Genomic DNA, 2,492 nt, shown 5'->3' with positions numbered 1-2,492 from the left:
TCAGTTGGTTAGAGCAGCTGACTCTTAATCAGCGGGTCCGGGGTTCGAGTCCCTGACGGCGTACAGCACGCAGGATCGTCGACCCGGGCGCTTTCGGATCTCCGAGAGCGCCCGGTCTGCTTTTCCGGGTGTTCCGGGGTGTTCCGGGTTCACGGCCCCGCCGCGGGGAGCGCGGCCCGCGGTCAGCCGTGCTTCGCGTCGCGTTCGACCCGTACGTCCCAGCCGCCGGCCGCGGTCCGCCCGCTGACCGTCACGTGCACGCCCTCCCGCTTCAGGCGCAGGCTCTCGCCCTCCCCCAGCGGCGCGTCCGCGAGCGGCGGGTAGACGGACGTGTCGGGGCAGGCCGCGGAGCGCGGGTGGCCGTCCACGACCTCGACGGGGCCGCCGCCGGAGTCGGTGCCGGTGTGGACGCGGTACACGAGGACGCCCTCGGTGCAGGCGTGCCGGTCGTTCCCGTACCGGCCGCGGGCCTCGACGGCGACGGCGCTGGTGGCCCCGGTGGGCACGACCACGAGCCGGATGTCGCGGCGCAGCGCCGCCGCTCCCTTGGCGTCCTCCCCCGGCGCTCCGTGCCCGGGCGCCCCGTCCGCCCCGCCGCCCGCTCCCGCCCCGTGCCGCGCACCCGCCTCGGCCGTACCGCGCGGGGGCGTCCGCGGGCTCGCGGGGGCGGAGAGCGCCTGCAGCGTGAACCGGTCCGACCCGGCGCCGACGGCGCAGCCTACCTGGTCGCCGCCCAGCCAGCCGAGCTTCCACTTGTGCCAGCCGAAGGGGTCGGGCGCGAGCCCGAACTGGCTGCCCATGAGGTCCCAGTCGCCGACGTGGGTGTCCCAGTCGGCCCGGCCGTCGACGGGGCGGTGGTAGAGGTCGGGGAGGTCGAAGACGTGGCCGGTCTCGTGGGCGAGGACGTTGCGGTCGGGCGGGTGCTGCTCGAAGACGGTCACGATGCGGTGCAGGTCGGTGCCGTCGGCGCGCATCGGGGTTTCGAAGTTGACCACCTTGGTGGCGTCGGAATCCACGCCGGGGGCGTCCGGATCGGCGACGAGGTAGACGACGTCGTAGTCGCCGAAGTCCACTTTCCGGTCGGCCGCGGATATCGCGTCGTTCAGGAACCGGCCGCGTGCCGCCGGGTCCCAGTCGCGGGCGATGCCGTACGACAGGGAGTCCGACGGCATGCGTATCCAGCGCTCGCGCGCGTCCGTGCGGAGCCGGAACCGCCCGTACGAGGCGCGGGCGAAGAACTCGGCGGTGGCCGGGAAGTGGTCCTCGGCCAGCTCTTCCGGGGAGGTGAGCGGCGCGGAGTCGGGGAAGGAGAGAAACACCATCACCGCGTCGAGGGTCTTCTCCGGCCGCGGATAGGCCGGGTTCCAGTCGGCGACCCCCTCGGAGTGGTGGGCGGCGGTGCGCTCCAGCGCGCAGGGGTGGCCGGGCTGGGCACCGACCGGGTCGGCGATGAGGGAGGTGGCCATCACGGCGGACAGCGAAGCGGCCACGGCCGCGGCCCGGCGCAACGCGCGCGACTGGTCCTGTTCCACAGGGGGTATGGATGGGTGGGCCACGTCGACCTCATCGGCTCGGAAGAGTAGGGAACACAGCCCACTTTGTTCGTGTTTGATCCCGCTCGTCCTGTTCCAGTGCCCCACACGGGTGACTCGGATGCCGGACGGGAGGGGACATGAGGACCATGTGCGGGTAACACAAAGTCACATCTGGTCATTCGCCCGGCAGGAGGCGGCCATGTGCGATCACTCCCGGCCCCATCCGGCTCCGCACTTTCCACACCGCAGCGGCGTCACTGGATCGACACAGCCGGTAGCCCTATGATCGGGCACATTTCCAGCGCTGTGGCTCTGCAGCGGCGGAGCCGAGCGGCCCCCACGGGCGGGAGCGAGCGGTGAGCGTATCTCTCGAAGGGCCGGGCTGCGGGCCCGGGACCTCACTCCAGGCGGTCACGGAACGTCACCTCGCCGCGGGCGCGCCCGTGGACGACTTCCGCGCCGCCTTCGACGGGGCCCAGCTGGCGATGGCCGTCGTGGGCGGCGACGGTCTCGTACGGGCCGCCAACAGCCGGATGCTGGAGCTGGTCGGCGCCGGCGAGGCGGGGCTGGCCGGCGCCTCGGCGGCGGAGCTGACCGGGCTGCGGGACGAGCCGTGGAGCTGGGCCGGCTTCGTGGACGTGCTGCAGGGCAGGCGTGCCTCGCTGCGCTGCACCCGGCGGATGAAGGACGCGAGCGGGCGCTCGCTGTCCGTCGAGATGACCCTCACGCCGCTGGCCGGCGGCCGGGCGCTGCTGTCGCTGACGGACGTCACCGAGCAGCGCGAGCTGCGCGCGAAGCTGCGCCACCTGAAGATGCACGACCCGGTGACCCGGCTGCCGAACCGGGAGCTGTTCTTCGAGCGGCTCACCGGCGCGCTGCAGGAGGCCCGGCAGGCGGCGGAGCCCGGCGCCGAGGCCGGCGGCGCGGGCGGCGGCGACGGGCACGGCCGCTCGCGGC

2 protein-coding genes are annotated in these 2,492 nt (G+C 73.7%); one reads left to right on the top strand and one right to left on the bottom strand.

The window, feature by feature from the left end:
- Nucleotides 1–182 precede the first annotated feature (182 nt).
- Nucleotides 183–1,532: a M6 family metalloprotease domain-containing protein gene (locus ABD317_RS35920; protein ID WP_344296079.1), complete on the bottom strand. Its 1,350-nt coding sequence runs from the start codon at nt 1,530–1,532 to the stop codon at nt 183–185.
- A 359-nt stretch (nt 1,533–1,891) separates the two neighbouring features.
- Between ABD317_RS35920 and ABD317_RS35915 the strand changes: the two genes are divergently transcribed.
- Nucleotides 1,892–2,492, top strand: a 601-nt coding sequence (locus tag ABD317_RS35915; protein WP_344296076.1) for a PAS domain S-box protein, incomplete at its 3' end; no start/stop codon positions are given.

The organism is Streptomyces synnematoformans (assembly GCF_039531005.1).
GTDB classification, from domain to species: Bacteria; Actinomycetota; Actinomycetes; order Streptomycetales; family Streptomycetaceae; genus Streptomyces; species Streptomyces synnematoformans.
Note: the sequence above shows the minus strand (reverse complement) of the source record. Positions and strands in the feature narration are given on the sequence as shown.